Origin of the sequence: Streptomyces radicis (assembly GCF_003626575.1) — a bacterium.
GTDB lineage: Bacteria > Actinomycetota > Actinomycetes > Streptomycetales > Streptomycetaceae > Streptomyces > Streptomyces radicis.
On the sequence record NZ_RBDY01000022.1, the window covers coordinates 10346 to 37260 of the forward strand.

The 26915-nt window shown below is 73.8% G+C and carries 11 protein-coding genes and 1 pseudogene; 8 read left to right on the forward strand and 4 right to left on the reverse strand.

The features are described from left to right. Nucleotides 1-27: 27 nt before the first annotated feature. Nucleotides 28-10356: pseudogene (locus D7318_RS23280) on the reverse strand (SDR family NAD(P)-dependent oxidoreductase); the annotation flags it as partial. A 470-nt stretch (nucleotides 10357-10826) separates the two neighbouring features. Between D7318_RS23280 and D7318_RS23285 the strand changes: the two are divergent. Next, complete coding sequence (locus D7318_RS23285; protein WP_120699143.1) at nucleotides 10827-11894, forward strand: glucose-1-phosphate thymidylyltransferase; 1068 nt, start codon at nucleotides 10827-10829, stop codon at nucleotides 11892-11894. 13 nt (nucleotides 11895-11907) lie between these two features. Here the strand turns inward: D7318_RS23285 and D7318_RS23290 are convergent, their stop codons facing one another. Continuing rightward, nucleotides 11908-13116, reverse strand: a complete 1209-nt coding sequence (locus D7318_RS23290; RefSeq protein WP_120699144.1) for an RNA-guided endonuclease InsQ/TnpB family protein — start codon at nucleotides 13114-13116, stop codon at nucleotides 11908-11910. A 158-nt stretch (nucleotides 13117-13274) separates the two neighbouring features. Between D7318_RS23290 and rfbB the strand changes: the two genes are divergently transcribed. Next, the gene (gene rfbB, locus D7318_RS23295; protein WP_120699145.1) at nucleotides 13275-14264 is read left to right on the forward strand and encodes a dTDP-glucose 4,6-dehydratase; all 990 of its coding nucleotides are present in this window, start codon (nucleotides 13275-13277) and stop codon (nucleotides 14262-14264) included. 59 nt (nucleotides 14265-14323) lie between these two features. Here rfbB and D7318_RS23300 read toward each other — a convergent pair whose 3' ends face one another. Then, entirely contained in the window at nucleotides 14324-15739 is a 1416-nt protein-coding gene (locus D7318_RS23300) for an NDP-hexose 2,3-dehydratase family protein (RefSeq protein ID WP_120699146.1), read from the reverse strand. A gap of 821 nt (nucleotides 15740-16560) precedes the next feature. Here D7318_RS23300 and D7318_RS23305 point away from each other — a divergent pair. Together D7318_RS23305 and D7318_RS23310 are read left to right on the forward strand one after the other, a co-directional pair. Next, the gene (locus tag D7318_RS23305; RefSeq protein ID WP_120699147.1) at nucleotides 16561-19413 is read left to right on the forward strand and encodes a helix-turn-helix transcriptional regulator; all 2853 of its coding nucleotides are present in this window, start codon (nucleotides 16561-16563) and stop codon (nucleotides 19411-19413) included. A 130-nt stretch (nucleotides 19414-19543) separates the two neighbouring features. Next, the gene (locus D7318_RS23310; RefSeq protein WP_120699148.1) at nucleotides 19544-20125 is read left to right on the forward strand and encodes a putative glycolipid-binding domain-containing protein; all 582 of its coding nucleotides are present in this window, start codon (nucleotides 19544-19546) and stop codon (nucleotides 20123-20125) included. A 117-nt stretch (nucleotides 20126-20242) separates the two neighbouring features. Here the strand turns inward: D7318_RS23310 and D7318_RS23315 are convergent, their stop codons facing one another. Continuing rightward, complete coding sequence (locus tag D7318_RS23315) at nucleotides 20243-22369, reverse strand: amylo-alpha-1,6-glucosidase (RefSeq protein WP_120699149.1); 2127 nt, start codon at nucleotides 22367-22369, stop codon at nucleotides 20243-20245. A gap of 176 nt (nucleotides 22370-22545) precedes the next feature. On the opposite strand from D7318_RS23315, the gene D7318_RS23320 reads away from it, so the two are divergent. From D7318_RS23320 to D7318_RS23335, 4 genes are read left to right on the forward strand one after another with little or no spacing between them, the layout of a single operon-like run. Continuing rightward, a complete protein-coding gene (locus D7318_RS23320; protein WP_329604845.1) occupies nucleotides 22546-23628 on the forward strand; it encodes a LacI family DNA-binding transcriptional regulator in 1083 nt (360 codons plus the stop codon). Between the two features lie 28 nt (nucleotides 23629-23656). Further along, entirely contained in the window at nucleotides 23657-24904 is a 1248-nt protein-coding gene (locus tag D7318_RS23325) for a sugar ABC transporter substrate-binding protein (protein WP_120699151.1), read from the forward strand. Continuing rightward, nucleotides 24901-25983 (forward strand): carbohydrate ABC transporter permease, encoded by a 1083-nt coding sequence (locus D7318_RS23330; RefSeq protein ID WP_230423999.1) that lies wholly within the window; start codon nucleotides 24901-24903, stop codon nucleotides 25981-25983. Before D7318_RS23325 ends, D7318_RS23330 begins: the two co-directional genes overlap by 4 nt. Further along, nucleotides 25980-26903, forward strand: coding sequence for a carbohydrate ABC transporter permease (locus D7318_RS23335; protein ID WP_120699152.1), 924 nt, complete (start codon nucleotides 25980-25982; stop codon nucleotides 26901-26903). The genes D7318_RS23330 and D7318_RS23335 overlap by 4 nt, the downstream gene beginning before the upstream one ends. Nucleotides 26904-26915: the final 12 nt, after the last annotated feature.

Sequence of the window (26915 nt, forward strand, 5' to 3'; positions counted from 1 at the left end):
CAACCACAGTTCTGGCCCGTCGCCGGGTCAGGAAAGTCCCAGTTCTTTGTCGATCAGGTCGAACAGCTCGTCCGCGTCGGCGGACTCCACCTCGACGTCGGTGTGCTCCCTGGCCTGGGCGGCGTTCCACCGGCCGAGGAAGTCCCGCAGTCGGGCGTCGATGGCGGAGCGGGCCTCGTCGTCGAGGGCCGCTCCGGCCAGGGCCGCTTCGAGGCGGTCGAGCTCGGACAGCCCAGGCACCACCTTCGGCACGCCGTCGAGCAGGATCTCGCCGCGCAGCTGGGCGGCGAGGGCACGGGGCGTGGGGTAGTCGAAGACGAGGGTGGCGGGCAGCCGCAGCCCTGTGCCCGCGCTGAGCTGGTTGCGGAGCTCGACCGCGGTGAGCGAGTCGAACCCCAGGTCGGTGAACGGCTGGGCCTCGTCGATCGCTTCGGCCCCCGCGTGCCCGAGGATCCCGGCGGCGCACGCGCACACCAGGTCGAGCAGGGCCTGTTCGCGCTCGGACTCCGGCAGCCCGGCGATGCGCTGCTTGAGCGAGTCGGCGGCGCCCGCGTCGGCCTCGCGCGCCCTGCGCGCCCTGGACTTGACGAGGCCGCGCAGCAGGGGCGCGACATGTCCGTGGGCGCGCAGGGCGGCGAGGTCGAGCCGCATCGGCATCAGCACGGGGGCGCCGTCGGCCAGCGCGGCGTCGAACAGGGCGAGGCCCTCGTCGGGCGACAGGGCCGCGACCCCGGCGCGCGTCATGCGGTCCAGGTCGGCGGCGTCGAGGCCGCTGCCCATGCCGCCGCCCGCCCACAGGCCCCACGCGAGGGAGAGCGCGGGCAGCCCGTCGGCGTGGCGCCGCCAGGCCAGGGCGTCGAGGTGGGCGTTGGCGGCGGCGTAGCTGCCCTGGCCCGCGCCGCCGAACGTTCCGGCGACGGACGAGAACACGACGAACGCCGTGAGGTCCAGGTGCGCGGTCAGCTCGTGCAGGTGCGTGACCGCGTCGGCCTTGGGGCGCAGGACGGTGTCGAGCCGCTCGGGGGTGAGGGCGGTGACGACGCCGTCGTCGAGCACGCCCGCGGTGTGCAGGACCGCGGTGGGCGGCAGCTCGGCGATGAGGGCCGCGGCGGCGTCCCGGTCGGCGACGTCGCAGGCCCGCACGGTCACGGTGGCGCCCGACGCGGCCAGCTCGTCGGCGAGTCGGGCCATGCCGGGGGCCTCGGGGCCGCGGCGGCTGACCAGCACGAGGTCGCGGGCGCCGTGCCGGGCGACCAGGTGGCGGGCCAGCAGTCCGCCGAGGGTGCCCGAGGCGCCGGTGATCAGGACGCGCCCGCCGAAGTCGGGGGTGTGGTCGGTGTGGTCATCGCCTGCCTCGGCGACGCGGGCGAAGCGCGGGGCGTAGGCGGTGCCGCCGCGCAGCGCGAGCTGGGGCTCGGTCGCGGTCAGCGGCAGGGCGGCCCGCAGCGCGGTCGCCGCGTCCTCGTCGCCGATGTCGACCAGGGCGATGCGGCCCGGGTGCTCGGACTGGGCGCTGCGCACCAGGCCCCAGGCGGCGGCGTGGGCGAGGTCGGTCGGCCCGCCGTCGTGCGGCTCGACCGCGCCGCGGGTGACGACGACGAGACGGCGGTCGGCGAAGCGCTCGTCGGCGAGCCACTCCTGAACGACGGCCAGGGCGCGGTGCGTCGCCTCGCGGGGCGTGCCGCCGACGCCGGGAACGAGCACGGCCTCGGGCACGGTGGCCAGGGACGCCAGGTCGGGGGCGGAGGGGCCAAGGCCGTCGAGGCCGGGGCCTTGGGTGCCGATGACGGCGCAGCCCACGGGCGCGCCCGCGCCGGGCGGCAGCGGCGCCCAGTCGAGGCGGAACAGGGACTCGTGGTAGGAGGCGCGGGCGGCGCGCAGCGCCTCGGGGGCGACGGGTCGCATCACCAGGGAGTCGACGGAGGCGACGGGCTGTCCCGCGCCGTCGGTGACGGCCAGGCGCACGGTGTCGGGCCCGGCGGGCGAGAGCCTGACGCGGAGGGTGCGGGCGCCCGTGGCGTGCAGGGTGACGCCGTTCCAGGAGAACGGGAGCCTGCCCTGCCCGGTGTCCTCGAGCAGGGTGCCGAGGCTCACGGCGTGCAGGGCGGCGTCGAGGAGCGCGGGGTGCAGGCCGAACCTGGCGGCGTCGCCCTGGGCGCGCTGCTCCAGGGCGACCTCGGCGAACACCTCGTCGTCGCGGCGCCACGCGGCGCGCAGCCCTCGGAAGACGGGACCGTAGCCGAAGCCCGCGGCGGCGAGCCCGGGATAGAGCCCTTCGACGTCCACGGGCTCGGCGGCGGGCGGCGGCCAGGCCCCGGTGTCGGGGGCGGCCGTGGCGGTGCCCGTGGCGAGGAAGCCGCTGGCGTTGCGGGTCCACTCCTCGTCGGCCCAACCGCCGCGGTCGGTCTGCGAGTAGAGCGCGATGGGACGCCTGCCGTCCATGGGGGCGCCGACGGAGACCTGGAGGGCGACGCCGCCGCGCTCTGGCAGCACGAGCGGCGCCTCGAGGGTCAGCTCGTCGACCCGGTCGCAGCCGACGTGTTCCCCGGCGCGCAGGGCGAGTTCGAGCATGGCGGTGCCGGGCAGCAGGACCGTGTCGGAGACGGCGTGGTCGGCGAGCCAGGGGTGGGTGCGCAGCGAGAGGCGCCCGGTGAGGAGGCATCCGTCGTCGTCGGCCACGGGAACGGCGGCGCCGAGCAGCGGGTGGTCGGCCGGTTCGAGGCCGATGGTCGTCACATCGCCGCCGGTCGCGGGGAGCGGCTGGGGCCAGTAGCGCTGGCGCTGGAACGGGTAGGTGGGCAGGTCGACGCGGCGGGCGCCCGGGGTGAGCGAGGCCCAGTCGACGGCGACGCCGCGGGTGTGGACGCGGGCGAGCCCGGCGAGCAGCGCGCGGGCCTCGGGCCTGCCGGAGCGCAGGGTGGGCACGAAGTCCTCGCCCATGGCGGTCAGGGCGGCGTCGGGGCCGAGCTCGAGGAAGTCGGTGGCGCCCAGGTCGCGCAGGGACTCGACGGCGTCGTGGAAGCGGACGGCGTCGCGCACGTGCCGCACCCAGTAGGCGGCCTCCACGGTCTCCGGCTGTCCCGCGACGGGGATGCGCGCGCGGTGGTAGGTCAGCGTCTCGGCGACCTTGCGGAAGTCGTCGAGCATGGGGTCCATGCGGTGGGAGTGGAACGCGTGGCTGACGGTGAGCCGCTTGTGCTTCCACAGCGTGGCCAGGGTCAGCACGGCCTCCTCGTCGCCCGAGAGGACCACGGACTCGGGGCCGTTGACCGCGGCGATGTCCGTTCCCGCGGCGAGCAGCGGCAGCACCTCCGACTCGGCGGCGCGGACGGCGACCATGGCCCCGCCGGGCGGCAGGGCCTGCATCAGGCGGCCGCGGGCGGCGACCAGCGTGCAGGCGTCGTCGAGGGAGAGCACCCCGGCGATGTGCGAGGCGGCGATCTCGCCGATCGAGTGGCCCGCGAGGAACTCCGGTGTGACGCCCCAGGATTCGACCAGCCGGAACAGCGCCACCTCGACCGCGAACAGCGCGGCCTGCGTGTACTCGGTGCGGTCGAGGGTCGCGGCGTCCTCGCCGAACACCACGTCGCGCAGGGGCAGTTCGAAGCGGCCGCACACCGCGTCGAACGCCTCCGCGTACCGGGGGAACGCGTCGTACAACTCCCGGCCCATGCCCAGGCGTTGACTCCCCTGCCCGGAGAACAGCAGGGCGAGCCGCGCCTCCTGCCTGACCTCGCCGCTGATCGCCCCGGGCGCGCCGGGCGTGCCGTCGGCCAACGCCCGTAGCCCGTCGAGGAGTTCGGGCCGGTCGGCGCCGAGCACGACGGCGCGGTGCGCCATCCGCCCCCGGGTGGTCACGAGCGAGGAGGCGATGTCGGCCGGGTCGTGCTCGCCCGTGTGCTCGGCCAGCAGCCGCGCCTGGTCGGCGAGCGCCTTCGGCGAGCGGGCGGAGATGACCCAGGGCAGCACGGGGGGCGCGGGGGGCCGCGGGTCCTCGCCCGCCGCGGTCGCGTCCTCGGGAAGGCGCTGGGGGACGTGCTGCGGGACGTGCTGCGGGACGTGCTCGATGATGGTGTGCGCGTTGGTGCCGCTGACGCCGAACGACGACACGCCCGCGCGGCGCGGCCCCTCGCCCCACGGCCTCGCCTCGGTCAGGAGCCTGACCTCGCCCGCCGACCAGTCCACGTGCGGGGACGGCTCGTCGACGTGCAGGGTGGGCGGCAGAACGCCGTGGCGCATCGCCATCACCATCTTGATGACCCCGGCGACACCCGCGGCGGCCTGGGTGTGGCCGATGTTGGACTTCACCGAGCCGAGCCACAGCGGGTGTTCGGCGTCCCGGCCTCGGCCGTAGGTGGCGAGGAGCGCCTGGGCCTCGATGGGGTCGCCCAGCGTCGTTCCCGTGCCATGGGCCTCGACCGCGGCCACGTCGGCGGCGGCGAGGCCCGCGTTGGCCAGCGCCTGCCGGATGACGCGCTGCTGCGAGGGGCCGTTGGGGGCGGTCAGTCCGTTGGACGCGCCGTCCTGGTTGACCGCCGAGCCACGCAGCACCGCGAGGACCGGGTGGCCGTTGCGGCGCGCGTCGGAGAGGCGTTCGAGCAGCACGACGCCCGCGCCCTCGCCCCAGCCCGTGCCGTCGGCGGCGGCGGCGAACGCCTTGCAACGGCCGTCGGGCGCGAGACCGCGCTGGTGGCTGAACTCGACGAACGCGCCGGGCGTCGACATCACGGTGACGCCGCCCGCGACGGCCAGCGTGCACTCGCCCTGGCGCAGCGCGTGGGCGGCCCAGTGCATGGCCACGAGCGACGAGGAGCACGCGGTGTCGACGGTGACCGCGGGCCCCTCGAGGCCGAAGGTGTAGGCGACCCGGCCCGAGAGCACGGCGGCGGCGTTGCCGGTGCCCAGGTAGCCCTCGATGCCCTCGGTGGGCGAGCTCCACAGCAGCGGGGCGTAGTGCTGCCCGTTGGTCCCGGCGAAGACGCCGGTGCGGCTGCCGCGCAGGGTCTCGGGGTCGATCCCCGCGCGTTCGAACGCCTCCCACGTGGTCTCGAGCAGCAGCCGCTGCTGGGGGTCGGTGGCCAGCGCCTCGCGCGGGGAGATCCCGAAGAACGCCGGGTCGAACTCCGTCGCGTCGTAGAGGAATCCACCGGCCCGCACATAGCTGGTGCCCGCCCGTTCGGAGTCCGGGTCGTAGAGGGAGTCGATGTCCCAGGCGCGGTCGTCGGGGAAGTCGCCGACCGCGTCCTTGCCCGCGGCCAGCAGGTCCCAGAAGTCCTCGGGGTTCCTGACGCCGCCGGGGAAGCGGCAGCTCATGGCCACGATCGCGATCGGGTCGTCGTCCACGGGCGCGACGGCGGCGGCCCTGTGCCCGTGGCCGTGGTCCGGGTCGGCGTCCGCGCCGATGATCTCGGAGCGCAGGTGCTCGGCCAGGGCGACGGGCGTCGGGTGGTCGTAGATCAGGGTGGCGGGCAGCCGCAGCCCGGTGGCGGCGGTGATCTGGTTGCGCAGCTCGACCGCGGTCAGCGAGTCGAAGCCGAGGTCGCCGAACGCCCGGCGCGGGGAGACCGCGTCGGGGCCCGCGTAGGAGAGGACCGCGGCGACGCGGGTGCGGACCAGGTCGACGAGCACGCGGTCGGCCTCGGCGGGCGAGAGCCCGTCGAGCGACAGGCCCGAGGTGCGGTCGGCGGCGACGCGGCGCGCGGTGCCGGTGACGAGCGTGCGCAGCAGCGGGGCGACGGATCCCGCGGTGAGCCGGTGGGTGTCAAGGCGCATGGGCAGCAGCACGGGGGCGTCGACGCCGATGGCCGTGTCGAACAGCGCGAGGCCTTCGGCGACGGGCAGGGCGTCGACCCCGGCGCGGGCCATGCGGGCGAGGTCGGCCTCGTCGAGGCCGTCGGCCATGCCGCCCCGCTCCCACAGGCCCCAGGCCAGCGACTGCCCCGGCAGGCCGCGCTCGCGGCGGTGGGCCATCAGCGCGTCGAGGAAGGAGTTGGCGGCGGCGTAACCCGCCTGGCCCGCGCCGCCGAACACGCCCGCGGCCGACGAGAACACCACGAACGCCGACAGGTCGAGGTCCGCGGTCAGCTCGTGCAGGTGCCAGGCGGCGTCCACCTTGGGGCGAAGGACGGCGCTGACGCGTTCGGGCGTCAACGACGCGACCACGCCGTCGTCGAGGACGCCCGCGACATGGACGACGGCGTCGACGCGGACCTCGGCGAGCAGCCGGGCGAGCGCGGCGCGGTCGGCGACGTCGCACGCGGCGGCGTGGACGGTGACGCCGAGCTCGGCCAGCTCGGCCGCGAGCCCCTCGGGGAGGGTGCCGCGGCGGCTGGCGAGGACGAGCGCGCGGGTGCCGTGGTGGCGGGCGAGGTGCGCGGCGAGCAGGCCGCCGAGCCGTCCCGACGCGCCGGTGAGCAGCACGGTGCCGTCGAGCGCGGGCGGCCGCGGGGCGGCGGCGGGCACGCGGGTGAGCCGGGGGACCTCGACGCGGCCTTCGCGCAGGGCGAGTTGGGGCTCGCCACCGGCGAGCGCCCCGGCGGGCAGCCGGGCGCCGGGCTCGGCCTCGACCAGGACGTGGCGGCCCGGGTCCTCGGTCTGGGCGGAGCGGACCAGGCCCGCGACGGCCGCCCCCGCGAGGTCGCCCGGGGTGAGGCGGAAGACGAGGCGTTCGGCGTCCTGGTCCTTCAGGACGGCCAGCGCGCGGGCCACCTCGGCGTGCACATGGGCCACCACATCGGCGCCCGTGCCACCGGGGGGCGCGGGGGCGACCTCGACGACCCTGACCGCGGCGTCGTCGTGGGCGTCCGCTTCATGGGCGTCCGCGGCGCTGTCGGGCAGGGCGAGGGGCGCCCACTCGACCCGGAACAGCGAGGGGTGGTGGCCGCCGGGGACGGCCGTGGCGTCGAGGTGGCGGAGGGTCAGCCGCTCGACGGAGGCGACGGGCGCGCCCTCGGCGTCGGCGACGGCCAGGGCCACGGCGTCGTCGGCGAGCGCGGTGACGCGGACGCGGACGGAGGTGGCGCCCGTGGCGAAGACGGACGCGCCCGACCACGACCAGGCGCCGCGCTCCTCGCGGAGCGCGGCGGGCAGCAGCGCCGGGTGCAGCAGGAAGTCGTCGGCGGCGTGGCCCTCGGGCAGCTCGGCCTCGGCGTAGGTGTGGGTGCCGTCGCGCCAGCGGCCAGGGCCTTCGGGGCGGGCGCCGGGCGGGGGCCAGGCGGTGAGGGACACGGGCTCGCCCGCGGTGGGGGCGAGAATGCCGGTGGCGTTGCGGGTCCACTCGTCGCCGCTGTTCTCGCGGCGGGAGTGGATGCTCAGCGGGCGGGTGCCCGCCTCGCCGGGGGCGCCGACGGTGACCTGGAGGGCGACGCCGCCGCCGTCGGGGAGGGCGAGCGGCGCGGTGAGCGTGAGGTCTTCGACGCGGGCGCAGCCGACCTCGTCCCCGGCGCGGACGGCGAGTTCGAGGAAGGCGCTGCCGGGCAGCACGGCGTGGTCCCCGGCGCGGTGCCCGGCGGCCCAGGGGAGGTTCTCGGCGGCCAGGCGCCCGGTGAAGAGGTAGCCGTCGGCGTCCGGCAGCTCGACGGCGGCGCCGAGCAGCGGGTGGTTGGGGTGGGTGAGGCCGATGGCGGCGGGGTCGCCGGGCGGCAGCGCGTCGGCGCACAGCCAGTAGTGCTCGCGCTGGAACGCGTAGGTGGGCAGGTCCGCGGGGCGGGCGCCGGTCCCGGCCAGAACCGCGCGCCAGTCGGGGGCGAAGCCGCGGGTGGCCAGGGCGCCCACGCCGAGGAGCGCGGTGGCGACCTCGTGGTGTCCCGAGCGCAGCAGGGGGGTGCCGTCGGCCAGGGTGGCGAGGGCGGAGTCGGGGCCGATCTCGAGGAACGCGGTGGCGCCCTCGGCGCGCAGCCACCGCAGCGAGTCGTGGAAGCGGACGGCGTCGCGGACGTGCCCGACCCAGTGCCGGGCGTCGACCCGTTCGGGCAGCCCGGCGACGGGGATCAGGGCCTGGTGGTAGGTCAGCGACTCGGCGACCGCGCGGAACTCGTCGAGCATCGGGTCCATCAGGCGCGAGTGGAACGCGTGGCTGACGCGCAGCCGCTTGTGCTTCCACCGCCGGGCGAGGGCGAGGACGGCCGTCTCGTCACCCGAGATGACGACGGAGGCGGGGCCGTTGACGGCGGCGATGTCGACGTCCCCCGCCTCGGCGAGCAGCGGCGCGACGTCGGACTCGGCGGCGCGCACGGCGACCATCGCGCCGCCCGGCGGCAGCTCGCCCATGAGTCGGCCGCGCGCGGCGACCAGGGCGCAGGCGTCGTCGAGGGAGAGCACCCCGGCGACATGGGCGGCGGCGATCTCGCCGATGGAGTGGCCGGCGAGCAGGTCGGGGCGCAGGCCCCAGGACTCCACGAGCCGGAAGAGCGCGACCTCGACGGCGAACAGGGCGGGCTGGGCGTACTCGGTCCGGTCGAGCAGGGCGTCGTCGGCGCCGAACACGGCCTCGCGCACGGGCAGTCCGAAGCGGGCGCACACGGCGTCGAACGCCTCGGCGTAGGCGGGGAACGTCGCGCACAGCGCGCGGCCCATCCCGAGGCGCTGGCTGCCCTGGCCGGAGAAGAGGAACGCCAGCCGCCCCGGCTCGGTGGTGCCGACGGCCAGGGCCGCGGGGGCTTCGCCCTCGGGTGTGGCGATGTCGTGGACGGTGAGCCCTGTGCCGCCGTCGGGCGCGGGGTGGTCGGCGAGGTGGCGCAGCGCGGCGAGGAGGGCGGCGCGGTCGGGGACGACGGCGACGGCGCGGTGCTCGAGCGCGGCCCTTGCGGTGGTGCTGGCCAACGCCACGTCGGCGAGCGGGAGTTCGGGGTGGGCGTTGAGGTGTTCGAGCACGCGCGTCGCCTGGTCGGCCAGGGCGCGCCCGGTGCGGCCCGAGAGCGCCACCGGCACGGCGGGCAGGGCGGCGGCCGACCTGGGCGTCTCGCGCTCGGGGGCGGCGGGGGCCTCCTCGATGATGGTGTGGGCGTTGGTGCCGCTCACGCCGAAGGAGGAGATCCCGGCCCTGCGGGGACGTTCGGGGTCGGCGGGCCAGGGCTCGGCCTCGGCGAGCAGGGCGACCCGACCCGCGGCCCAGTCGACCTTCGGGGTCGGCTCGTCCAGGTGGAGGGTCCTGGGCAGCAGCTCGTGGCGGAGGGCCATGACCATCTTGATGACGCCCGCGACCCCGGCGGCGGCCTGGGTGTGGGTGAGGTTGGACTTGGCCGAGCCGAGGCGCAGGGGCCGCTCGCGGTGCTGCCCGTAGGCGGCGATGACGGCCTGGGCCTCGATGGGGTCGCCGAGCACGGTGCCGGTGCCGTGCGCCTCGACGGCGTCGATGTCGGCGGGAGAGAGCCTGGCCTGGGCGAGCGCCTGGTGGATCACCCGCTGCTGGGCGGGCCCGTTGGGGGCGGTGAGGCCGTTGGACGCGCCGTCGGAGTTGATGGCGGAGCCGCGCACCACGGCCAGGACCGGGTGGCCGAGGCGGTGGGCGTCGGAGAGGCGTTCCACCAGCAGGACGCCGACGCCCTCGCCCCACGCGGTGCCGTCGGCCGCGGCGGCGAACGACTTGCAGCGGCCGTCGGGCGCGAGACCGCGCTGGCGGCTGAACCCGGTGAACGCGCCCGGCGTGACCATCACGGTGACGCCGCCGGCGAGCGCGAGGGAGCACTCGCCCTGGCGGAGCGCCTGGCACGCCATGTGCAAGGCGACGAGCGACGACGAGCACGCGGTGTCCACGGTGGCGGTGGGGCCCTCGAGGCCGAGGGCGTAGGCGACGCGGCCCGCGATCACCGAGACCGCGCTGCCCGTCATGGCGTACTCCTCGACGCCCGCGGGGGCGTTGAACACCCCGGCGCCGTAGCCGGAGGGCGAGGCGCCGGCGAAGACGCCGGTCTGGCTGCCGCGCAGCGACGACGGGTCGATCCCGGCGCGTTCGACGGCCTCCCACGCGGTCTCGAGCAGCAGCCGCTGCTGCGGGTCCATGGCGAGCGCCTCGCGCGGGGAGATCCCGAAGAAGCCGGGGTCGAACGCCCCGGCGGCGTCGAGGAAGCCGCCCTCCCTGACATAGCTGGTCCCGGGGACGTCGGGGTCGGGGTCGTAGAGGCCCTCCACGTCCCAGCCGCGATCGGCGGGGAAGCCCGAGACGGCGTCACCGCCGCGGGCGAGCAGCTCCCACAGGGCCTCGGGCGAGTCGACGCCACCGGGGTAACGGCAGCCCATGCCGACGATCGCGATCGGCTCCGTCGCGCGGCTCTCGGCCTCACGCAGCCGTTGCCGCGTCTGCTGGAGATCGGTGGTGACCCACTTCAGGTAGTCCCTGAGCTTCGCCTCGTCCGCCACGCCAATGCCGCCTTCGCATCCTGTGTGCCGGCCTCTCACCAGCCGGAACGGCCGGTCCCAGCCACGATTACCGCGCCAGTCTCCGACCGCGCCGACGAGCGCAACAACCCCCTACGCACCCCTGCGGGGGGCGTCCGAACAGGGGGCGCGGGCGTCTCAAACCCTTGGACTCACGGCCTTGGACACGGGCGAGTTCGCGCGGATTCGGCCCCCGGGGCGGCGGGGAGAGTAGCCGACCCCCGTCCGCTGTGGAACCCCTATGACCCACTGTCCTTGTGGTGGGCGGTGCCTCGGGAGCCGGGGCGCGGGCATTAGGGGCTTTCGCCCGGCGATGGCGCCCACGTAGCTTCGCGTATGGCTCAGCGTTCCACGCGGCACGGCGCAGGCCGTGTCCCTCCCCCGTCACGGCGAAGGCGCGTACGCCCCGTTCGCTTCCACGGGGGTCGAGGCAGGGCAAGGGCAGAACCAGTATGAAAGCACTCGTACTCGCAGGCGGTACCGGCAGCAGGCTGCGGCCGATCACGCACACCGCCGCCAAGCAACTCGTCCCGGTGGCCAACAAGCCGGTGCTGTTCTACGGCATCGAGTCGCTGGTCGACGCGGGCATCACGGACATCGGCATCATCGTCGGGGACACCGCCGCGGAGATCCGCGCCGCGGTCGGCGACGGCGGCGACTTCGGCGCCGAGGTCACCTACATCCCGCAGGACCGCCCGCTCGGCCTCGCGCACGCGGTGCTCGTGGCGCGCGAGTACCTGGCCGACGACGACTTCGTGATGTACCTGGGGGACAACTTCATCGTCGGCGGCATCAACGACGTGGTACGCGAGTTCCACGAGCGCCGCCCCGACGCCGACATCCTGCTCACCCACGTCGACGACCCGCGGGTCTTCGGGGTGGCGGAACTGGACGACAGCGGCCGCGTGGTGCGCCTGGAGGAGAAGCCGGAGAAGCCCGCGAGCGACTTGGCGCTGGTCGGCGTCTACCTGTTCACCCCGGCCGTGCACGACGCGGTCAGGGCCATCTCCCCGTCGGCGCGCGGCGAGTTGGAGATCGTGGACGCGATCCAGTGGCTCATCGACCAGGGCCGCACGGTGCGTTCGACGACGATCACCGGCTACTGGAAGGACACGGGCAACGTCACCGACATGCTCGAGGTCAACCGCTCGGTCCTGGAGACGGTGGAGCCGTGCATGCGGGGCACCGTGGACGCCGAGACGGAGATCATCGGGCGGGTGCGCATCGAGCCGGGCGCCGTGGTCTCCCAGTCGCGGATCGTGGGCCCCGCGGTGATCGGCGCGGGCACCACGGTGACCGGCTCCTACATCGGCCCTTCCACGTCGGTCGCCGACAACTGCGTGATCGACGGCAGCGAGATCGAGTTCTCCATCGTGCTCGAGGGCGCGTCGATCGAGGGGGTGGGGCGCATCGAGGCGTCGTTGATCGGCAGGATGGTGCAGCTCACGCGCGCGGGCCGCACGCCGAGGGCGCACCGCTTCATCCTCGGAGACCACAGTAAGGTGCAGATCACCCCTTGACTTCCTCCCCCGTCTAAAGGCGGGGGGTTCCAGCGGTCGCCCGCTGGGGTTCCTGTTTCATCGACGACTGCCGTGTCCGGGAGGACTCCCGTTGAGGTCTTACACCGTCTCCACAGGCTGCTGCCGCCAGCCCGGCGGCCAGGATGGTGCGTGCCGCGTTCACGTCACGGTCGTGCACCGCGCCGCAGTCACACGTCCATGTCCGGACGTTCAGCGGCAGTTTCTCGCGGACCGTGCCGCAGGCCCCGCACAGCTTGGAGCTGGGGAACCATCTGTCGATCACCACGAGTTCACGCCCGTACCAGGCGCACTTGTACTCCAGCATGGAGCGCAGTTCCGTCCAGGCCGCGTCCGAGATGGCGCGCGCGAGACGGCCGTTCTTCAGCAGGTTGCGGACGGAGAGGTCCTCGATCACGACCGTTTGGTTCTCACGGACGAGCCGAGTGGTGAGTTTGTGGAGGAAGTCCCGGCGCCGGTCGGCGATCCGGGCGTGAACCCGGGCCACCTTGCGGCGGGCCTTCTCGCGGTTGTTCGAGCCCTTCGCCTTGCGGGACAGCTGGCGCTGTGCGCGGGCCAGGCGCACGCGGTCACGCCGCTCGTGCCGGGGGTTGGTGATCTTCTCCCCGGTGGACAGGGTCACCAGGGACGTGATGCCCGCGTCGATGCCGACCGCCGCGCCCGTGGCGGGGGCCTCGGTGACGGTGTCCTCGCACAGCAGGGACACGAACCAGCGGCCCGCCGCGTCACGGGAGACGGTCACGGTGGACGGCTCCGCCCCCTGGGGCAGCGGACGCGACCAGCGGATGTCCAGCGGCCCGGACATCTTCGCCAGCATCAGCCGCCCATCACGCCACGTGAAGGCGCTCCGGGTGTACTCGGCCGACGCCCTCGACCTCTTCCGCGACTTGTAGCGCGGGTACCCGGCCCGCCTGGCGAAGAAGCTGGTGAAGGCCGTCTGAAGGTGACGCAACGCCTGCTGGAGCGGGACGCAGGACACCTCCGTCAGGAACGCCAGTCCCTCGGTCTTCTTCCATCCGGTCAGCATCGCCGACGACTCCACGTAGGAGACCCGCCGCTGCTCGCCGTACCAGGCGCGCGTGCGTTCCTCCAGCGCCTTGTTGTACACCAGGCGCACACAGCCGAACGTCCGCGACAACTCCGCCGCCTGCGCGCCCGTGGGATAGAAGCGGTACCTGAACGCCCGCTTGACCTGCCGCGCCACGCCTCACACCCTATCAACTCCCATGTGAGCCAAGGGTGTCGACCGGTGGCCGTGGACGCCGAATCGCCCTGGCGGCGATTCGCCTTCCCCTGCCCTGCCCCGCAGGAGCCTCGTTTCCTCCCCGGCCTGAAGGCTGGAGTATCCACGAAAGAGACCAGATGAAAGTCCTCGTCACCGGCGGCGCCGGCTTCATCGGGTCGTGCTTCGTGCGCATGGCCCTGGGGGCGGACGACCCCCTGTCGGCCACCGCCGTCACCGTGCTCGACTCGCTCACCTACGCGGGGAACCGGGAGAATCTGGCGCCGGTCGAGGGCGATGGGCGCCTCACGTTCGCGCACGGCGACATACGCGACGCGGCCCTCGTCGACGCGCTGACGCCCGGGCACGACGCGGTGGTGCACTTCGCCGCCGAGTCGCACGTGGACCGTTCCATCGCGGGGGCGGCGGCGTTCGTCAGCACCAATGTGGGCGGCACGCAGACGCTGCTCGACGCGGCGCTGCGGCACGGCACGGGGACGTTCCTGCATGTCTCGACCGACGAGGTGTACGGGTCGCTCGCCGAGGGGTCGTGGACCGAGGATCACCCCCTGCTGCCCAACTCCCCCTACTCCGCGTCGAAGGCGTCGTCCGACCTGATCGCGCTCGCCTACCACCGCACGCACGGCCTTGACGTCAGGGTCACCCGCTGCTCGAACAACTACGGCCCCTACCAGTTCCCCGAGAAGGTCGTCCCGCTGTTCACCACCCGGCTGCTGACCGGCGGCGATGTGCCGCTGTACGGCGACGGGAGCAACGTGCGGGACTGGCTGCACGTGGAGGACCACTGCCGGGCGCTCTTCGCGGTGCTGCGCGACGGGCGCCCTGGGGAGGTCTACAACGTGGGCGGCGGCACCGAGCTGACCAACCGGCAGCTCACCGAGCGCCTGCTCGACGCGTGCGGCGCGCGGTGGGACCGGGTGCGCTTCGTCGCCGACCGCAAGGGCCACGACCTGCGGTACTCGGTGGACTCGGCCAAGGCCAGGGGCGAGCTGGGGTGGCGGCCCCTGCACACCTTCGAGACCGGGCTCGCGCACACCGTCGCGTGGTACCGCGAGAACAGGGCCTGGTGGGAGCCGCTGCGCGAACGGGTCGCGGCCGTCGCGCACTGAGCCGGACACGCGCCGCCGTGCGGGCCGTCATCGCCTGGCGATGACGGCCCGCACGTGGGTCAGGGGGTGCCCTTGCCCAGGGCGATGGCGGCGTTGAGGCACGCGAGCAACGTCCTGGCCTCGACGTTGACATAGTGCCCGTACTGGACGAGCGACGTGAGCTGGGCCGGGGTCACCCAGCGGTACTCGGAGTCGGGCGGCGGGTCGCCGCCCTCGTCGGCGTGAACGAGCAGGTAGCGGCTCTCGGCGTCGAGGAAGCGGCCGCCCTCCTCGGAGTGGACGGCTTCGTACCAGACACGCCCCGGCTCCGCGGCCAGCACCTCGTCGAGGAAAGGGGGCCGGTCCTCGGGCGGGTGGTGGGCGTGGTTGGACGGCGTCGACTGGACCGTGGGGCTGAACTCGGCGGGGCTCTGGAGGCCCGCCTCGGCCCTGGCGTGGGTGAGGACGTGCAGCACGCCGTCGAAGCGCCGGGTCAGGAACGCCGTGATGCCGAGGCCGTGCGGCTTGAGCAGCGGCTGGGACCAGCCGGTCACCTCGCGGTTGCCCGCCTCGACGGAGACGCCCACGACGCTGAAGTAGCGGCCCGCCTCGTGGTCGATCGAGCGCTCGCCGCGCTTCCAGCCGTCGACGTGGTCCAGCGGCAGCAACTCGGAGCGCACCTCGCGGCGGCTGCGGGCCTCGGTGATCCACGACCGCAGCTCCGCGTCCGCGTGCAGCGCGGCGCCGTCCGCGTCCGGCAGCGGCGCGCAGGCCAGCACGGTGCGGAAGTCCATGTTGATGACGTTGTCCCGGTGCAGCAGCTCGGCCACCTGACCGAACGTCAGCCAGCGGTAGTCGTCGTCGGCCGGGACGTCGCCGAGCGCCTCGACGATGATGTTGCGGTTGCTCTTGCGGTAGAACCACGAGCCGTGCTCGGACTGCATCGAGTCCACCAGGACACGGGCGCGCCCCGGGTCGGTGAAGAAGTCGAGATACTTCACGCTCGCGCCCTTGTGGACGCGCCGGTAGTTGCTCCTGGTGGCCTGCACGGTCGGGGAGAGCTGGAGCAGGTTGACGTTCCCCGGCTCCATCTTGGCCTGCATCAGGCAGTGCAGAACGCCGTCGAACTCCTTGACCAGGATGCCGAGGATCCCCACCTCGGGCTGGCAGATGATGGGCTGCTGCCACTCCCGGTACAGGCCTGTGTCCTTGCTGACCCGGACGCCCTCGACGGAGAAGAAGCCGCCGCTCCGGTGCCTGAGGTTGCCCGTGCCCTCCTCGAAGGACCAGCCGTCGAGCTCGGCGAACGGGACGCGGTCGACGCGGAAACGGTGGGCGCGGGCCCGTTCGGCCAGCCAGCCCGCGACGTCCTCGGTGCGCAGGTCCGCGCCCTCCGCGGTGGCGGCCGACGCGGCGAAGCGCGCGGCGATGGCGGGGTCGAGGCGCGGCCTGAGGGCGGATCCGCCGGCTCGGGACGTGGCCAGTGGAGGGGACATGTCACAGCTTCCTGTCGGCGTGCGGGCGGGCCCTGGTCTTGGCGGGTGCAATGCCGGTCGGCGATGAATTCGGCGCGGTTTCATTCCGCTTCTTTCCGCGGCCCACCGCATTCGAGGCGCTTCAAGAGATGCGGAGAGGAATGGCTTTCCATGCTCTTCGGCCCCCGAATGACCCGGGAATACAGGCGTGGAATGAGAGCCAGCGTACTGAACGCGACGGCCGCGTCGGCACCCCCTAGGACCCCCTACCGGGGCCTGCATACAGGGGGGCGGAACCGATGGCAGGGCACCACGGAGCGGCATCGCGCGAGCGGCCTTCACCGTTATTCGTCCAACCACTGGCGGTGATGAGCACAGGGAGGGCGCCCGCATCGGGCCGAGGGCGGGGGTAACGCGGGCGGGCGGCCGGGGGCGGGCCGTTCCTCGCACACCGGACATTCGCCCAGATACCAAGCTGCCGCAGCTCAGGGGTTCGCCCCGTTCGATCGACCCACCCCCGGAATGTCGGTTTCGCTGTGCCCAATTCACCGCGCGGTGAATTGGTTCAGACCCATGCGGCGCGACGCGGCCGTTAGCACGGGCGACACCCCTAGACAACCCGGTAGGGGTGCCTGCGCAGCGTGAGTAAGGGTTTACAGGGGGATCGGGCGCGGCTAGTGTGAGAATTAAGCTCGGCCAAGGGGAATCCCGTCCGACCAATCACATGAACGTGACCATCATGTGATCAGGACGCCGGCCGGCCATCGTACAGCGCGATTTCGAATAACGTCTGTCGGCGCTGTTCATGGTGGGATGCTGAAAAACGGGGAAAGGCGTCGTCGGTGGCGTTGGTAGAACGTGACTATGAGTTGAAACTGCTGAACGAACTGTTCGCGGAGACCAATCGAGGACACGGCAGGATCGCCCTCATCAGCGGGGCGGTGGCGAGCGGGAAGACGGAGCTCCTGCACGCGTTCTCGGACGCGTGCGCTGACGGCGGGGGCCACGTGCTGTGCGCCACCGCGACCAGCGCCGACACCGCGGTGCCGTTCGGGGTGTTGAGGCAGCTGGTCGAGCCGCTCGACCTGCCGGCCGACCTCGCCGAGGGCCTGGCGGCCCCGCGGGTCGGCCCGAAGGCGCTCCAGGCGCTCACCGCGCGCGTGCTCGAGCTGTCCGAGCGCGAGCCCTTGTTGCTGTGCGTCGACGACGTCCACCACGCCGACGAGTCCTCGATGGAGTCCCTGCTGCGCCTGGTGAAGCGCATGCGGTCGGCCCGCGTGATGCTGGTGCTCACCGAGGCCGCGTGCGTGTGGTCCGTGCACCCGGCGTTCCGGATCGAGCTGGTGCGGCAGACGCGATTCCGGCGATTCCGGCTGACGCCGCTGAGCGTCGACGGCGTGGCCGAGATGCTGGCCCAGCACCTGGGCCAGCCCGCCGCCTGGACCCTGGCGAGGGAGACGCACCACGCGACCGGGGGCAACCAACTGCTGGTCAGGGCGCTCATCGAGGACTACACCGACTCCGTCGGGCTGCCGGGCCAGGTCGGCGGCTACGCCATGGGCGAGAGCTTCGGCCAGGCCGTTCTCACCTGTCTGCACCGCAGCGCACCCGAGACGCTCGACGTGGCCAGGGCGATGGCGGTGCTCGACACCACGGGGTCGGCCGACCGGGTCGCCGAGCTGCTCGACCGCGAGCCCAAGTCGGTGGCCCGCGCGCTCCAGGCGTTGCGCTCGGTGGGCCTGGTGGAGGGCGGGCGCTTCCGCCACTCACAGATCCGCTCCGCCATCTACGACGCCCTCGACCAGCACCAGCTGACGCGCCTGCACACGCGCGCGGCCCGGCTGCTGCACGACGGCGCGGGCGGTGTCACCGACGTCGCCGACCACCTGGTGGCCGCGCGACAGGTGGAGGCCGACTGGGCGATCGCCGAGCTCCAGCGGGCGGCCGAGAGGGCGCTCGCCGAGGACGACGAGCAAGCGGCGCTGCGCTACGCCGAGTTCGCCCTGTCGATGTGCACGGTCGCCAGGCAGCGGGCCGCGCTGCGGATGCTGCTCACCCGCATCGAGTGGCGCAGCAACCCCGAGGCCGCGGCACGGCACCTGCCGCCGCTGTTCGAGGCGCAGCGCGAGGGCCACCTGGACACGGCGCAGACCGCGGCGCTGCTGCGCTCGGTCATGTGGCACGGCCGCACACAGGACGCCACCGAGCTGATCGAGCGGCTGCCGCACCTGAGGACAGGCGAGGCCGGGCAGCCCACCGAGCCGCTGGCCTCCACCCGGCACTGGCTCAAGCACGACTGCCCCCAGCTGCTGCCGCCCGAGACCGAGGCCGCCGCGCAGCCCGCGACCTGCGGGGCGGGCGCGACGGGCGGGGCCGCCGCCCCGGGTCGGGCCACCGCGTCGCCGCCCGGGCAGCAGGCGCAGGCCGCGGCCGTGCTGCGCGCGGTCCTCGGCCAGGGCAGGGACGAGGACGGCCGCCTGACCCGGGTCGCCGAGCAGATCCTCCAGACCACGGCGCTCTCCGACCACACGCTCGAGGCGGTCTGTTCGGCGCTCCAGACGCTCATCTACACCGAGCAGCTGCCGATGGCGGCGCGCTGGTGCGACTCCCTGCTCGACGAGGCCGACGCCCGCAAGGTGACCTGGTGGCAGGCGGTCCTGTCGTGTTGCCGCGCCGAGATATCCGTGCGCAACGGCGAGCTGGCCGAGGCGGAGCGGCAGGCGCTCGGGGCGCTGCGGCTGATCGGCGTCAGGGGCTGGGGCGTGGCCGTCGGGGTGCCGGTCGGCATCCTGCTCGAAGTGGCCACGTCCATGGGCGACTTCGACAGCGCCCGCAAGTACCTCAGGGAGCCGGTGCCCGAGGTGATGTTCCAGACGCGCTACGGGCTCTCGTATCTGCGGGCCAGGGGCCGTTACTACCTGGCGACCGACCAGTTGCAGGCGGCGCTCGCCAACTTCAGGTACTGCGGCGACCTGATGACCGCGTGGGGCATCGACGCCCCCGCGTTCGTGCCGTGGCGCAGCGACCTGGCCGAGGTGTATCTGCGGCTCGGGGAGCAGGAGCGGGCCCAGCAGCTCGCCAAGGACCAGATCGCCAGGTCGGGCTCCCGCACGTCGCGCACCTACGGGTACTCGCTGCGCGTGCTCGCGGCCACGGCCAACCACAGGGCGCGGCTGCGGATGCTCAAGGAGTCCGTCGAGGTCCTCCAGGCGCGCGGCGACCGGATGACGCTGGCGCAGGCGCTCGCGGACCTCAGCCGGGTGCACCACTCGCTCGGGGACTTCGGCAAGGCGCGGATGATCTCGCGCCGGGCCAGGCGGCTGACGAAGGAGTGCCAGGCGCAGCCGACGACGGCCGACGAGGCGGCGGCGCGGCCCGAGAAGCCGCTGGTCGTGGTCGCGGACGACGCCGAGGCGTGGACGCCACCGGCCGAGCCGGGCCCGCCGGTGCGGCCGCCCGCGCGGCCCGAGCCCGCCACGGGCGCGGGCGGCGGCGAGGTGCTGACCCTGTCCGAGCGCAGGGTGGCGGCGCTGGCGTCGTTGGGCTACACCAATCGCGAGATCTCGGGGAAGCTGCACATCACGGTGAGCACCGTGGAGCAGCATCTGACCAAGGTCTTCAGGAAGTTGCGGGTGAAGCGGCGCACGGACCTCCCCGTCGACCTGGAGCTGCGCGCGGAGCGCTCGGCCTGCTGAGCGCCGCTGTCGCGGCGCGTTGACCGGGGCGCGGTGACCTGGCGGGGGTGGTGCGCTTGTGGGGCGTTGTCGGTGCCGGGCGTCAGAATGTCCTGGCACGCGGCGCCGGTGCCGCTCCGAGGAGGCCCCCATGAGCTTCGCCCCGCCGCCCGCCACCGCGGCCTGGCTGCACCAGGAGGCGCGTTCCGGATTCGAGGTGTCCTTCTTCACCTCGCGGGGCGGCGGCTTCGTGCTCGAAGGGTGCACCACGGCCGTCGAGGAGGGGATCACCTGGGCCGTCGAGTACACCGTCGAGGTGGACCACGACTGGCGCACGAGCCGGGCCCGCGTCGCGCACCGCACCGCGGCGGGGACGCGCGCGACGGAGCTGCGGGCGGACGGCGACGGCCACTGGCTGGTCGACGGCCACCGGGCGCCGCACCTCGACGGCTGCCTCGACGTGGACCTCGAGTCCTCAGCGATGACCAACACCCTGCCCGTGCACCGCGTGGACCCGCGCCCGGGCGTGGCGACGGCGGCCCCCGCCGCCTGTGTCCGCGCGGTCGACCTCTCCGTCGAGCGCCTCGAACAGACCTATGTCCGCGTCGCCGACGAGGGCGACAGGGTGCGATTCGACTACCACGCCCCGGCGTTCGACTTCGCCTGCCGCCTGGTCTACGACTCCTCGGCCCTGGTCCTCTCCTACCCGGGCATCGCCACGCGCGCGGCGTGAGCTCCCGGCGCCCGGGCGGCGCACCGGCGCGCCGACCCTGACCGCCTCGTCGACGAAGCCTCCGGGCGACGCGGTCTCCCCTGGGGACGCGGCTGGTTCGGCTCCGTTCGGGGCGGTTCAGGTCCCGCGAACGGCGTCCGCCCGCGCCCGGTGCACGGCGATCCCGGCCGGGGCCTCGACGTCGACCGTGCCGTCGGGGCGGACGGCGAGCGACAGCGGGGCGCCCCCCACCGCGAGGCCGGTCAGGCGCAGCGGCGCCAGGTCGTGGCCGAGGCGGGCGGCGACGGTCAGGGTGCCGCCCGGGGCGTCGGCCTCGAGGCCGAGCAGCGACCGCAGCACGTGCACGGACGACGCGGCGGCCCACGCCTGGGGGTGACACGAGGCCGGGTAGGGCGCGGGGTGGCGGCTCTCGTCCGCGCCATAGCCCGCGAACAGCTCGGGCAGCCGGGCGCCGAAGGAGTCCGAGGCGCGGATCAGCCCGGTGGCCAGCGACGCCGCGGTGTCGGGGAAGCCCGCCCTGGCCAGGCCGTGCACCGCGATGGCCGTGTCGTGCGGCCAGATCGAACCGGTGTGGTAGCCGAGGGGGTTGAAGCCGCCCGACGCGGCGCTCAGGGTGCGAAGACCGAAGCCCGCGTCCAGGTCGGGGCCCGCGAGGCGGCGGGCCAGCAGGGCGCTCTCCTCGGGGTCGAGCAGCCCCGTGCCGAGGAGGTGCCCGAAGCCCGAGGTGACGGAGTCGACGGGCCGCTTCTCGCCGTCGAGCGCGACCGCGGGGTAGGGGCCCTGCGCGTCCTCCACCCAGAAGCGTTCCCTGAAGCGGGACTTGAGGTGTTCGGCCCACTCCTCCCAGCGGTCGGCGCCGGGTCTTTCGAACGCCCGCAGCAGCGCGGCCGCGCCCTGGGCCGCCTCATAGGCGTAGGCCTGCACCTCGCACAGGGCGATCGGCGCCTCGGCCTGGCTGCCGTCGCGGAAGCGGATGCCGTCGCCCGAGTCCTTCCAGCCCTGGTTGGCCAGGCCGCGGCCCGTCGTGTCGACATACTCGAGGAAGCCGTCGCCGTCCGCGTCGGCGTGGTCCCGCATCCAGCCGAGGGCCGCCTCGGCGTGCGGCAGCAGCGCCTCGACCTCCTCGGGGGGAAGGCCCCAGCGCCAGGCGTCGTGGAGCAGGCACACCCACAGCGGGGTGGCGTCGACGGTGCCGAAGTACCGCGGCGGGAGCGCGAATCCCGGGCCCTGCCTGTCCCCCTGGGCGTGGCGCACCTCGTGCAGGATCTTGCCCGGCTGCTCCTGCGTCTCCGGGTCGTGGCTCGTGCCCTGGCGGCGGGCCAGGGTGCGCAGGGTACCGGCCGCGAGCGACGTGCCGAGCGGCAGCAGCATACGGGCGGCCCACAGCGCGTCGCGGCCGAACAGCGTGGCGTACCAGGGGGCCCCCGCGGCCACGAAGAGGTCGGAAGGGCGCTCGGGGTCGGCCAGCAGGAGCCGTTCGAGGTCGTCGTGGGACTGGTCCACCCAGCGGTCGAAACGGCGGTCGGCGCTGACCAGCCGGGGCCGCCGCCATGGGGCGCCGCCCGGGGCGACGGGCGGGAACAGCGGGGGCGTGGACTCCTGGGCGACGCACGAGAGTTCGGTGCTCCAGCGCTCGCCAGGGGCCAGCGCGATCGTCCAGCGCAGCGGGGCGGCGGGGGTGGGCGCGTCGGGCGCGGGCGACGCGGTCAGCCGCAGGGCGAGGTCGGGGCCGCTCCAGGCGAGGGTGCCGAGCGCGACCTCCCCGAACACGGGGCGCGAGACCCCGCCCGACTTGACGCGCTCCATGGGCGCCATGTCGGTCTCGGCCGCGACGGTCAGCGTGACCTCGGCGGGCAGCGCCCCCGAGTTGATCACGTCGAGGCGCTCGGTGAGCCGCCCAGGGGCGATGGCGCGGGTCCGTATCAGGGTGACGGCCGGGTCGGGCGTGGCCTCGGCGACCCCGCGAAGCACCGAACGGAAGACGGCGTGGTCGGCGCCCTGGACCCCGCCGCCCACCGATGCCAACTCCACGCCCTCGACGGCCACTTCGAGCCGCGACAGGGCGCGCCTGTCGCCATGGTAGAAGCCGTCGGCGCCCCGGCTCAGCTGCCCGTCGGGGCGGGAGACGGCGAAGCTCGGCGCGTACAGCGTGACGCAGGCGTCGTGCAGGAACGGCTGGAGGCCCGCGGTGGGCTCCGCGTCGCTCTCCACCGGTCGACTTCCGTCCGGGGACTTGACACTCATGAGCGGGGACACCAATCTTTTGAGCCATTGGAGCGTTCCAAAGAATGTAGATGCACTTCAGGATGCTGGCAACGCTATTTGAACGCTCCAATCGGCAAGCAGCAGTTCGGCATCTCGACACCTGGAGAGACCCCATGGGCACAGCGCACGGGCGCCCGCCGGAGAAGGGGGGCGGTGTGACGCTCGCCATGGTCGCGCGCCGGGCCGGCGTCTCCCCCCAGACGGTGTCCAACGCGATCAACGCGCCCGAGCTGCTGCGCCCCGACACGCTGGCGCGGGTGCGCCAGGCCATCGACGCCATGGGGTACCGGCCGCACCGCGCGGCCCAGACGCTGCGCACCAAATCGAGCCGCCTGATCGGCTATGGCATCCAGCCGGTCGACGTGGACCGTTCGACGCCGGTCATGGACCGCTTCCTGCACGCGCTGTCCCAGACCGCGGAGGAGGCGGGGCACCGCGTCCTGCTGTTCGCCTCTCCCCCGCCGAACGCCCCCGAGCCGATGGACGCCTACCGCGAGCTGCTCGACACCTACAGCGTCGACGGCTTCGTCCTCAGCGACACCCACAGGGGCGACCCCCGTCAGGCGTGGCTGGAAAGGCACGGTGTGCCCTTCGCCGCGTTCGGTCGGCCGTGGTCCGGGCGTCAGATAGGGGACTGGGTCGACGTCGACGGCGCCCGCGGCACGGCCGCCGCGGTGGACCACCTCGTCGAACTGGGCCACAGCCGCATCGGGTTCCTCGGCTGGCCGCGCGGCTCGGGCGCGGGCGACGACCGGGCCGGTGGCTGGCGGGACGCCATGCGCCGGCACGGGCTGACCGTGCGCGGGCGGCGGGCCGCGAGCGAGGACGAGGTGACCCCGGCGGCCGCCGCCGTGGGCCCGTTGCTCGACTCGGGCGTGACCGCCGTGGTGGCCGCGAGCGACACCCTGGCCATGGGCTGCTATCGCGCGCTGCGCGAGCGCGGCCAGAGCCCGGGCGACGACGTGTCGGTCGTGGGGTTCGACGACTCCCCCGCCGCCGCCCTGGTCTCCCCCAGCCTCACCAGCGTCGACCAGCCGATGACGGCCGTCGGGCGCGAGTGCGTCCGGCTGCTGCTCGCCCGCATCGCCGATCCCTCACGAGCCGCCGAGAACCTGCTGCTCACCCCCTCGCTCGTCCCCCGCGACAGCACGGCACCCCCACACGCCACAGCCCCACGGACCGCGGCCCCCCGCGTTCCCGACAGCCGGGCAACCGATGAGTCGCACAGCCCGCGTTGACACGCCTTCCTTGGAGGAACGACATCCCATGCACACCAGGAGAACCCTGACCGCCACCGCGTGTGGCATAGCCCTGCTCGCCGCCACGGCCTGCTCATCCAGCTTCGGTGAGGACGAGGACACCGCGCAGGAGGACACCGAGGGCAGCCAGAGCCTCACCGTCCTGATCGCCACCTCGGGCGAGGCCGAGACCGGGGCCGTCGAGGCCGCCGCCGCGGCGTACGAGGAGGAGTCGGGCAACACGGTCACCGTCGAGGTGGCCCAGGACATGAACCAGCAGCTCGGCCAGGCGCTCGCGGGCGGCAACCCCCCTGACGTCTTCTACGTGGACTCAAGCCAGTTCGCCAACTACGCGCAGGGCGGCTCGCTCTACCCCTATGGCGACCTGATATCCGACGTGGAGGACTTCTCGCCGACGCTGAGCCAGTCGTTCACGCACGACGGGGAGCTGGTGTGTGTGCCGAAGGACACCTCCTCGCTCGCCCTCGTCGTCAACACGGCGCTGTGGCAGGAGGCCGGGCTCACCGAGGAGGACTACCCCGCCACCTGGGAGCAGCTGTCGTCCGTCGCGGCCGAGCTGACCCAGGGCGATGTCACGGGCCTGGTGACCAGCAACGAGTACCAGCGGCTCGGCGCGTTCATGAAGCAGGCGGGCGGCTGGGTCACCAACGCGGACCAGACCGAGGTGACGGCCGACTCCGAGGAGAACGCCGAGGCCCTGGACTTCGTGCGGGGCATGCTCGGCGACGGCTCGCTCAGGTACGCCACCGACGTGGACGCGGGCTGGGCGGGTGAGGCGTTCGGCGAGGGCCGGGCCGCCATGACGATCGAGGGCAGCTGGCTGGCCGGCGCCATGGAGGCCGACTACCCGGACGTCGGGTACGCGGTGGTGCCGCTGCCCGAGGGCCCCGCGGGCCCGGGCACCCTGGCGTTCACCAACTGCTGGGGCGTCGCCCAGGACAGCCCCAGGCGGGACACCGCCGTGGAGCTGGTGGAGTTCCTGACCCAGGCCGAGCAGCAGATCGCGATGGGTGACGCGTTCGGCGCGATCCCGTCCCGGCAGAGCGCGGCCGACGAGTACCTCGCCGACCACCCCGAGGACGAGGCGTGGGGCGCGAGCGGCGACTGGGTCCAGGGTCCTGTCACGCTGCGGGGATTCGACCGGGTGCTCGCGCAGTTCAACACGGACCTGGAGTCGCTGCGCACCGCCGAGCCGCGCGACATGCTGTCCGACCTCCAGCGCTACGGTGAGGCCGCGCTCGAGGAGAACCGGTGATCCCGACGGCGGCTCTCCGCCGGTCCCCGCGCGGCGCCGTGCCGCGCGGGGACCGGCGGGCCCTGTGGGGCTGGCTGTTCGTCAGCCCCGCCACCCTCCTGCTCGGGCTGTTCCTGCTGCTGCCGATCCTGATGGCGCTGTGGGTCAGCCTGCTGGAGTGGGACGGCCAGTCGAACCCGTTCACCGGCGGCCGGGCGGACTTCGTCGGCCTGGACAACTACCGGGAGCTTTTCGTCGAGGACGGCCTCGACCGGACGCTGTTCGCCACGTCGCTGCGCAACAACGCCTACTTCGTGCTGATCTACGTCCCGGTGGCGACCGCGCTGTCCCTCGGCCTCGCGCTCATCGTCAACCAGCGGCTGATACGCGGCCGCGGGCTGCTGCGCACCACGTTCTACTTCCCCTCGGTGACCAGCGCGATCGCCGTCTCGACGGTGTTCCTCTTCCTCTTCCAGGGCAGCGGCGCGGTCAACAGCCTGCTGTCGTGGGTGGGGATCGAGGGGCCTAACTGGTTCGCCGACGCCCGCGGGGTGGTGTGGGTCGTCCTCGGCGCCATCGGCCTGGTCGATCCCGACCGGCCGAGCGGGTTCCTGGCCGAGCAGGGCTTCCTCGGGCTGACCTGGTTCGAGTGGCTGTCCGGGCCCTCGGTGGCGATGTGCACGCTGCTGTTCCTGCTGATCTGGACCAGCTCGGGAACGTTCATGCTGATCTTCCTCGCCGCGCTCCAGAACGTGCCGCAGGAGCTGGAGGAGGCGGCGGCGCTCGACGGCGTGAGCCGCCGCGAGCTGCTGTGGCACGTCATCCTGCCCGCCCTGCGCCCGGTGCTCTTCCTGGTGCTCACCCTGGCGCTGATCGGCAGCTGGCAGGTGTTCGACATGGTCTACATCATGGGTCAGGGCGCCCCTGGCAACACGACGCTCACGCCCGCGTACCTCTCCTACCAGTCCGGCTTCGGGGAGGCCGACTACGGCCAGGGCGCGGCGATCGCGTTCGTACTGTTCGGGATCATCCTGGTCTGCACCGGGGTGCAGCGCTGGCTGCTGCGCGAGCGGAACGCGCGCTTCGGGAGGACGCGATGACGACGACCGCCCCCACCAGGCGCGAGCTGCGCGCCGAGGAGCGCTCCCGGCGCGGCTCCCCCGCGGTCGGCCGCTTCCCCGCGCCGTGGCGCGTGCTCGGGTACACGCTCGTGGGCTGCCTCGCGCTGCTGTACATCCTGCCGTTCGTGCTCCAGGCCGTGACCAGCTTCAAGACGGACCCGGACGCGGCGGCGAACCCGCTGGCGCTCTGGCCATCGCCGCCGAGCACGGCCGCCTACGAGCGGCTTTTCGGCCTGAGCGAGGCGGGCGACAGCGTGCCGTTCATGCGCTGGCTCGGGAACTCGGCCCTGGTGACCGTGCTGGTCACCACGGGCCGCGTGGTGTTCGACTCGCTGGCGGGCTACGCGCTCGCGCGGCTGCCGTTCCGCGGGCGCCGGGTGCTGTTCGTGCTGCTGCTCGCCGTCATGGCGGTGCCCAACGTGGTGCTGCTGATCCCGCGGTTCCTGGTGCTCAACACCTTCGGGATGTTCGACACCTACGCGGGGATGGTGATTCCGCTGCTGGTGGACGCGGCGGGGATCTTCATCATGAAGCAGTTCTTCGAGTCGATCCCCCGTGAGGTCGAGGAGGCCGCCCGGATCGACGGGGCAGGCGTCCTGCGGACCTACTGGTCGGTGGTGCTGCCGATGGCGCGGCCCGCGCTGATCACCCTGACCATCATGTCGTTCCAGGGGTCGTGGAACGAGTTCACGCACTTCCTCGTGTCCACGCAGTCGAGCCAGTACGAGACGCTGACCACGGGTCTCGCGCGGTTCGTCGCCGGTGGGCTGGGCAGCGGCACGCAGTATCCGCTCAAGCTGGCCGCCGCGGCGCTCGCCACGATCCCGGTCGCCGTGCTGTTCTTCGCCTTCCAGCGGCACTTCGTGCGCGGGGCGAACGCGGGGTCAGTCAAGGAGTGAGGCAACGCGCCG

What these genes read in the sequence shown, in the direction of transcription:
- rfbB (WP_120699145.1), top strand. Translation starts at nt 13,275, where the DNA reads ATGAAAGTCCTCGTCACCGGCGGCGCCGGCTTCATCGGGTCGTGCTTC.
- D7318_RS23335 (WP_120699152.1), top strand. Translation starts at nt 25,980, where the DNA reads ATGACGACGACCGCCCCCACCAGGCGCGAGCTGCGCGCCGAGGAGCGC.
- D7318_RS23300 (WP_120699146.1), bottom strand. Translation starts at nt 15,739, where the DNA reads ATGTCCCCTCCACTGGCCACGTCCCGAGCCGGCGGATCCGCCCTCAGG.
- D7318_RS23315 (WP_120699149.1), bottom strand. Translation starts at nt 22,369, where the DNA reads ATGAGTGTCAAGTCCCCGGACGGAAGTCGACCGGTGGAGAGCGACGCG.
- D7318_RS23325 (WP_120699151.1), top strand. Translation starts at nt 23,657, where the DNA reads ATGCACACCAGGAGAACCCTGACCGCCACCGCGTGTGGCATAGCCCTG.
- D7318_RS23310 (WP_120699148.1), top strand. Translation starts at nt 19,544, where the DNA reads ATGAGCTTCGCCCCGCCGCCCGCCACCGCGGCCTGGCTGCACCAGGAG.
- D7318_RS23285 (WP_120699143.1), top strand. Translation starts at nt 10,827, where the DNA reads ATGAAAGCACTCGTACTCGCAGGCGGTACCGGCAGCAGGCTGCGGCCG.